Source organism: Rhodococcus sp. IEGM 1351, from assembly GCF_030056875.1.
GTDB lineage: Bacteria > Actinomycetota > Actinomycetes > Mycobacteriales > Mycobacteriaceae > Rhodococcus_F > Rhodococcus_F opacus.
Genome location: NZ_JASHKU010000078.1, coordinates 1 through 1,456 on the forward strand (window position 1 = coordinate 1; position 1,456 = coordinate 1,456).

The following is a 1,456-nucleotide window of genomic DNA, read 5'->3' on the forward strand; positions in this document are numbered from 1 at the left end:
CACGACCGGTGCGTTGTGCCTTGGCAACAATAGTTTTCGACAGTTGATGGTTGATGTCGGTGGCGAACCGCTGTTCCTTTCGTCGCCGTGCCTTCAATTTCCGTTTCGCGGATTTCGTGCCGACTCGTTGCAAACTCGCGCGCAGGGGGGCGTACTTCTTCCTACGCGCGGTCACCGCCCCTGCGGACCACCGCACGTCGAGGGTGGCCGGATCGTCGTCGGTGGTGACGGCGAGGTTCACGATCCCCAGATCCACTCCCAGCCAGCCTTCGGCGGTGTCCGGCGGCGGGGCCGGTTCCGGTGAGGGCTCGTCGACGGTGGCGTACAGGTAGAAGTGCCCGTCGCGGTAGACGAGGTCGGATTCACCCTTGCGGGAAGCGAGAAGCTTGTGTTGCCACGGCGCGCACACGAACCGCACACCCCGCATCCGGCCCGCCGTGGTCCAGATCGACACCGTCGAGGAATCCATTTGCCACGACAGGCATCTGTCGTCGAACGGTTGGGCAGCGTGCGGCCGGAATGCGACCGCGGTCTCCGCCACCGCCGTATACCGTGTCGACCCCGGCCGACCGTAGTTTCCGTTGGTCAGGGTCGCCTGCCGGGTGGTGTACGCGTCGGCCACTTTCCGCAGAACATGCAACGCCGGCTGCGCGGAGAGCCCCCGTGCCTTCACCTTCGGATACAGCGCGACTTGCAGCGCCCGTCGTGACCGCAGTTCCATCGACTGCGCCAACCCGGCCACCTCGTTGGCAACCTCGTTGCACAACACCAACGTCGATTCCAGCGCCGCGAACTGATCCGCAGTGGGTACGAGCTTGACCACGACAACCCTTCTCACCACGCACCCACCGCCTCCCCTAGTCGACTAGCCTTCACCGACCCGATGTGTGAACAGATCATGACAGAGGGGTACGACAAGTTCGGGGCAACACTCACCTCACCGAATTCGACGGCGACACCGAGCGCACCTACTGATCCACCCAGGTCAACAGCCTCAAAGGCGTCTCCGCCCGCCGCCTGCGGCAGGAGTTCCCCGAACACATACGCAAATACTTGCAGGGCAACCACTTCTAGTCGCTCCTACTTCGCCTGCGTCCGCAGGCGAAGCGCCGCTGTCGCTCATCGCCGAATACATCACCAACCAGAAACGACCCGACCCGCCAACCACACCTACATCCACCCGAAACACCCCCGCACCACAGATCAGCTTCCTCCCGTGCCCTGAACGGCCAGGATCCCGCTGATAGCTCAGTTGAAAGAAATGGGCACAGTCGACCCTTTCGAGGTATGCCACGAGCCCGACGATGCAGCCGTGGCCGGCCTCCATGCCTGACGCTGTCCGCCACCGGCACGCGACCCTCTGCACAGCAAAGCATTTCGAACGGTCGGTTCGCAAGGGAGCGCGTTGACTCACGAAAAATGCGCGCGTACACCTATTCGTTGCCTCATCGAGGAA

At 63.2% G+C, this 1,456-nt stretch carries 2 protein-coding genes; one reads left to right on the forward strand and one right to left on the reverse strand.

Annotated features, from left to right (window positions below; genetic code table 11):
• The coding region (locus tag QM806_RS40820) for a transposase (RefSeq protein WP_283295032.1) at window positions 1-823 on the reverse strand (823 nt) is incomplete at its 3' end.
• Between the two features lie 194 nt (window positions 824-1,017).
• Between QM806_RS40820 and QM806_RS42040 the strand changes: the two genes are divergently transcribed.
• On the forward strand, window positions 1,018-1,074 hold the full coding sequence (locus QM806_RS42040) for a hypothetical protein (RefSeq protein WP_372448445.1): 57 nt from the start codon (window positions 1,018-1,020) through the stop codon (window positions 1,072-1,074).
• Window positions 1,075-1,456 lie beyond the last annotated feature (382 nt).